This window comes from Streptomyces sp. NPDC033174 (assembly GCF_055577795.1).
The window spans coordinates 850,720-857,042 of record NZ_JBVIPQ010000001.1; the positions used below are offsets into that span (position 1 = coordinate 850,720).

The window sequence follows — 6,323 nt, forward strand, 5'->3', positions numbered from 1 at the left end:
CACCGCCGCCGGGGTCCGCTCACGGCACGGACGACGGCCGTCGGCGGTCGCGTTCAGCCGGCCACCGGGGCCTCCGCCTGCACGGGCGGCTCGGGCTCGACGGGCGGCGGCACGGTCAGGCGCTGGTCCACGCCGGCGTTGCGCGCCTCCGCCTTGGCCGCCAGCGCCCGCAGTGCCGCGTTGAACCGCTCCACGGAGGAAGGCTCGTCGGGGCCGAGGAGGTACTCCTTGAGCTCGCGCCGGTCGGCGGCGAGACGGTCGGCGGCCGGGTCGGCGACCGCGTCGAGGAGTTCCCCGATCTCCGCGGCGCTGTTGGTGAGGAGGACGGCCGCCCGCACGGCGGTGTTCTGGCGACGGAACTCGTCGGCGCCCAGCTCGGCCGAGTCGGTCACCGCGTACGGCTTGCCGCTCGCGATGAAGTCCGAGACGACACTGGAGATGTCCGAGACCATGCCGTCGGCCTCGTTGAAGCAGTCGTAGAGCTTGGGCTCGGAGCCGGAGATGGCTCTGTGCTCCCACCAGCCGAAGGAGCGCCAGTACGCGTCGTTCCACTCGGCCCGCAGCCGCTTGCTCTCGGCGAGCCGCTCGGGGTCGGCGAGGGACACCCGGGACTCCTCCGACTCGTCGCCGTTCTTGCGTACGGACGCGGCGAGTGTCGTGAGCCGCGCCTCTATACGGGCCAGCTCGGCGCGGGCCGCCTCCTGCTCGGCGCGGGCGGCGGCGGCCTCCTCGGCCCAGCGGGGTTCGGCGGCCCGCTCGGCGGCGGCGGTAGCGATCATCGTGCGGATGCGCGCGTCCACGGCCTTGGCCTTGCGGTTGACCAGACCGGTGAAGGGGTGCGGCTTGTAGAGCACCCGGACCGGCTTCTCGGCGTTCAGCAGTCGCCGGACGATGTTCTCGCCGGCGAGCAGGAGCGAGGTGTTGCCGGGGTTGTCGTCCCAGCCCTCCCAGGTGGGGGCGTACAGGATCGTCGGGATCGGGTTCTTGGGCGACCCGGTCCAGGTCTTGATCGGCGCCAGCTGCGGGCGGCCCACCTCGACGATGTCCTCGTCGCGGACGCCGACGTCGGCCAGCGCGTAGCGGTCGCGGCCGGCCCGGCCGGCCGTCCAGACCTCGTCGTAGACCTTGGAGAAGGGGTTGACGCTGGCGAGCTTGTCGCTGTCGCCGTGGCCGATGAAGGCGTGCTTCATGGTCGGCACACGCAGGATGTGGATGTTCTTGCCGACATTGGCGGCGTAGAGCCCGACCCGGACCGTCGACAGATCGAGCTGCATCAGATGGGTGCCGCCCGGCACACAGATGATCGGGACGCAGGTGGCGGCGAGCTTGGGCACCAGGGTCCGCTCCCGCATGATGATCAGCGGGCGGCCCTCGATCTGCTCCATCGTCTCCAGCCACATGTTGACCTGGTACGCGGATTCGTCGGAGCCGGAGAAGTACAGGACGACGGTGGGCTGGTACTCGCGCAGCCAGTTCTGCACGGTCTTCATCACCGCGGACGGTGACGGGACGCGGCGGCCGCGGCGCAGGTACGGGATGAGCACGAGGGTGTAGAGCAGGCCGAGGCCGAGGGTGAGCGCGACGCCGGCGTAGGCGGCGATGTCCTCGCCGGTGGAGGCCGCGTAGATCACGCCGGCCATGGCCGGGACGTCGAGGTGGAGCATCTTCTCGGCGGAGCGGTTCAGCAGCGCCTTCGGCGGGGCGTCCGGGATGCGTACGCCGTGCAGGTCGACATTGCGGGTGGCGACCGGCATGGTGCGGCGCAGGCGGATGAGGGTGGCGAGCGCTCCCTGTGGGGCCTGGAGGCCGTAGAAGATCAGGAAGCCGGCGACCGCGGCGTAGAAGATCGGCTGCTCGGCGAGGTTCTCCCGGGCGAGAAGCAGGATCAGCAGCAACTGGCGGACGAGGAACCGGATCGGGAGTCCTGCGCGGACCTTGCCGAGCCGGTTGATCAGATAGCTGTCCTTCTGATGCAGATACCAGTCGGCGACATAGGTCACAGCACCGGCCACCGCGAAGAACCAGAGGTTCGGGATGAGCGCGGCGAGCATGACGCATGGATAGCCGAGTCCCATCAGGACTGCGGCGGCCAACTCGGTCCCGCTGCCCACGCGTGCCAGGCGGATGGCGGTCGAAATCACGAAGAACCTGCTCCAGAGGGGGGTGCCGGTTTATTCACATCGAGGGGAGGTCTCGTGAAGACTGAGCTTCACGAACTCGGGCCTCTGCATTCGCATATTGGCGACTGCAGAGGCCCGATAAAGCACATCTATTGAGTATTACACATCTTCCTGGCGATCCAGGACGGAGGCCAGGGCCTGCTCGAATCCGGACGCTTCGGAGGCTTCACGGGTCGGGTCCTGCTGCCGTACGTCGATGACATGACCGGTCATTTCGGAGAGCAGCACGTCCAGCGAGGTCCGGGCCACGGCCTCGGAAGACAGCAGCGAACCCGAGGGCTCCTGACCGAATGCCTTCGTACGCATAGGGGTTGCGGTGCGCTCCGGATTGACGCAATTCACCCGGATTCCGTCACCCGCCCATTCGTCGGCGAGTGCCTGGGTGAGATTCACCATGGCCGCCTTGGTGGACGAGTAAAGACTGTACTCCGCGCGGCCGCGAGTGTAGCTGGAGGAGGTGTACAGCAGAAGCTGTCCCTTGGTCTCCGCCAGATACTTGTACGAGGCGCGGGCGATGTGGACGGGTGCCAGGTAATTGACGTTCAGCGCTTCCTGAATCGTCGCGTTGTCCGTCTCGGCGAGCTTGCCGATGCGCAGCACACCGGCTGTGTTGATCACGTAGTCGATCCGGCCGCTCTCCGCGTACGCCTTCGACAGGGCGTCGTCGACGTGCTCGGGGTTCTCCACATGGGTGCCGGTGGTGGAGCGGCCCAGGGCGTAGACCTTGGCGCCGTACTCCTCGGCCAGCTCGGCGATGTCGGAGCCGATGCCGTACGAACCGCCGAAGACCACCAGGGTCTTGCCGGACAGCAGCTCGCGGTAGCCGGCCTCGTCCGCCGGGCTGGGCGCGGCGGTGGAGGCGAGCTGGAAGAGCTTGTCGGCGATGAAGACGTCGACCGGCTGCGTCACCTTCATGTTGTACTCGTCACCCGCGACGACGCAGATCGGCACGTCGGGCAGGTACTTCAGCACGACGCTGCAGTCGTCGGTGGCCTGGAAGTTGGGGTCCCCGGCGGCGACTTCGTACGCCCTGCGGATCGTGGAGAGCTTGAAGGCCTGCGGGGTCTGGCCGCGGCGCAGCCGGGAGCGGTCCGGGACGTCGGTGATGAACTCGCCGTCCTCGCCGTGGGTGCGGGTCACGATGATCGTGTCCGCGGACGGGATGGCGACATCGACGGCCTGGTAGCGCTCAAGGGCGTCGACACAGTCCTTGATTACGCGCTGTGACAGAAGCGGACGGACAGCGTCATGGAAGAGGACGTTGCGGTCCTCACCCTCCGCGAGCCCCTCGCCGAGGGCGGCGATGGCGCGCTCGGTGGTCTCGTTGCGGGTGGCGCCGCCCTCGATGATCCGGGTGACCTTGGTGAGCCCGGCCTTCGCGACGATCTTCTCGATCTCGGGCACGTACCCCGGGGCCATCAGCACGATCACGTCGTCGACGGAGTCCGCCTGCTCGAAGATCGCCAGCGTGTGCTCGATGACAGCCTTGCCCGCGATCTTCAGCAGCTGCTTCGGGATCGCGAGTCCCACACGCTGGCCGGTACCCCCGGCGAGCACGACTGCGGTGGTGCGGGGCTTGCCTTCATGCGGCACAGACACAGAACGACCTACCTCGGTTTGGCTGGGGGACGATGTGATGGTCGCACTCTCCGTGACCGTCTCGCAAGGCGGGCATCGGCTGCGGCACACCACCCGGACACGGAGTGTTCACCCTGTGGCCAGGGACGTTCGGGGGGTCGCCGTGAGGCGGCCGGGTGACCGATGCCACACGGGCACGACAGTAGCGCGGGCCGTGGTGAGCGCGGTCCGCCCTCGTCCGGCGCGCGGGGCGCTCACGCGTCGAGGACATGGAGGACCAGGGCGTTGTCGGCGTCGTACGCGAGCTTGACGCGCACCAGGAGCTGGGGCTTGCGCTGGATCCTGCGCAGGGCCCGGCGGACGGTCAGCAGCGGGCGCCGCCGGTGCAGGAGGGGCTCCGGATAGACGAAGACGGGGCCCTTGAGGACGACGTCGTCGAGGACCCTGCCGACCCTCAGCGGTTCCTGGCCGGGGGCGGGGCGCAGCCAGATGTCCCAGGCTTCCTTCTCGCCGCGCCGGCGGGCGACCACGGCGGCCGCGGGGACGGTGGCCCGGAATCCGCTCTCGCCGACCCGGTTCCCGGGGAGGACGAGCTCCTCGGTGGAGTCCTCGCCGCGGCGGCGGAGCACCAGCTCTGGCCGTTCACCGGGCGCCGCCGGGCCGACGAGCCGGCCGGAGACGGTCAGCCGCCCGTCACGGAGGCTGACGTCTATGTCACCGGCCTCGGCGTGCAGCTCGCGTATCCAGGAGCGCAGGACCAGATGGTTCTTGGGGGCGCGGCGGTAGGGCACGAGGTGGCGGAAGCCGGCGCCGGGGGTCAGCCGGTCCCGGACCGCGAGCGAACCGCGCTGGTCGACGGCGCGGGCGAGGATGCCCACCCGCCGGCCGGAGGCGGGATGGTCGGCGTGGCACATCCAGTTGCCCTCGGCGAGGTCCGCGCCGGCCGGGATCCTGGCCGTACCGTCCGCGCCGAACGGAAAGACCTGCTCGTCGGCGTCGCCCTCCATCGGCGTGCACACGAGCCGCAGGCCCTCGTACTTCGCGACGGCGGCCTGCGGGGAGACCATCGTGACGGTCAGGGAGCCGTCGCCCTCGGCGACACAGTCCGCCATCGGTACGAAGGTCCCGGCCGCCGGTTCCTCCGGGGCGCCGGACGCCTTGGTGGGGGCGGTGCGCTGGGCGGACCCGGCGCCGAGCTCGGCGAAGAGGTCCTCGTACTGCTTCGTCACGGAACCGGGGTCGTAGCGCCGGGAGTTGACGATCGCCGCGGCCCCCATCCGGTGCCGCAGCTCCTTGTCGTCGATCAGCTTCAGCAGCGCCCGGGCGACCGCGTCGGCGTCACCGACGGGGACGAGCAGACCGTCCTCGCCGTCCTTGATGATCTCGCGGGGGCCGTAGTCGCAGTCGGTGCTGACCACCGGCAGACCGCAGCGCATCGCCTCGACCAGCGTCATTCCGAAGGACTCGTGTCGGGAGGTGGAGGCCGCGATGGCGCCCTTGACCCACTCCGGCTCGATCGGCGAGCGCGGCCCCATCAGAAGGACGCTGTTGTTCAGGCCGAGCTTGTCGATCCGGGCGCGCAGCCGGTCCTTGTCGGTGCCCCAGCCGCAGATGCGCAGGGTCCACTCGGGGCGCACGGCGACGACCTCGGCGAAGGCGTCGATGAGGACGTCGTACTGCTTGCCGCGGTCCAGCCGGCCGGCGGCGACGATGGTGGTGCCCTCCAGGTCGGAGGGGGCGACGGTGGGCTCGGGGATGCTGTTCGGTATGGACAGCACACGGGTGCCGGGCAGGGACATCTGCTCGCGCCACACGGCGGCGTCGCCCTCGGAGACCGTCACGAAGGCGTCGAGCGCGGCGAGATGGGGCCGCATCTGCTCGCGGAGCACCGGCTTGTGGTGGTTGTGCGTCATGTGCTCCTGGCCGATGAGCACGGCGCCCTCGGGCGAGAACTGCGCCACGTAGGCGACCAGGCCCGGCCGGGTGCCGATGACCACATCGGCGTCGGAGGCGGCGTAGTGGGCGCGGACCCGCTCGTCGGTGAGCCCGCTGTACTCCTTGAAGCGCGCCTCGGCGCGGGGGAAGAACTCGGCGGGCCTCAGGTGGTCGGGGTGCTCCTTCTCGCAGGTCGGCGAGGAGGGGCGAGTGTCGACCAGCGGGACGACGGTGATGCGCGGGTCGATGGTGAACAGAGGGATGTCCCGGTGCCGGAAGACCGAGACGATCTCCACCTCGTGGTGGTCGGCGAGCTCCTCCGCGAGATTCAGCGTGGTGCGAATGGTCCCACCGATGCCGTAAATCGTGTGGATGAGGAAGGAGATCTTCATCAACGCTCCGTTCAATGGGCGGGCGCCTCGCCTCACCCCGCGTTACTAGACGGGCGCCGGGTGCCGGAGGTTGCGCGGCACCCCTTGACATTTTCCGTTGTCGTCCGATCGCGCGCCCGCGGGAGCCGCGCGCCGGACACCGGGAAAACGCGCCGCGGGGGGGGGGGGGGGGGGGGGGGGGTGGGGGGGGGGGGAGGGGGGGGGGGGGGGGGGGGGGGGGGGGGGGGGGGGGGGGGGG

At 70.1% G+C, this 6,323-nt stretch carries 3 protein-coding genes; all 3 read right to left on the reverse strand.

All coding sequences use genetic code 11. The features are described from left to right. Positions 1-53: 53 nt before the first annotated feature. The 3 genes from ACZ5VC_RS03985 to ACZ5VC_RS03995 all read right to left on the reverse strand — a co-directional run bounded on the left by ACZ5VC_RS03985 (position 54) and on the right by ACZ5VC_RS03995 (position 6,085). Positions 54-2,141, reverse strand: coding sequence for a hypothetical protein (locus ACZ5VC_RS03985; RefSeq protein ID WP_469118509.1), 2,088 nt, complete (start codon positions 2,139-2,141; stop codon positions 54-56). Between the two features lie 138 nt (positions 2,142-2,279). Beyond that, the gene (locus ACZ5VC_RS03990) at positions 2,280-3,779 is read right to left on the reverse strand and encodes an SDR family NAD(P)-dependent oxidoreductase (RefSeq protein WP_469118510.1); all 1,500 of its coding nucleotides are present in this window, start codon (positions 3,777-3,779) and stop codon (positions 2,280-2,282) included. 233 nt (positions 3,780-4,012) lie between these two features. Continuing rightward, positions 4,013-6,085: a glycosyltransferase family 4 protein gene (locus ACZ5VC_RS03995; RefSeq protein WP_469118511.1), complete on the reverse strand. Its 2,073-nt coding sequence runs from the start codon at positions 6,083-6,085 to the stop codon at positions 4,013-4,015. Positions 6,086-6,323 lie beyond the last annotated feature (238 nt).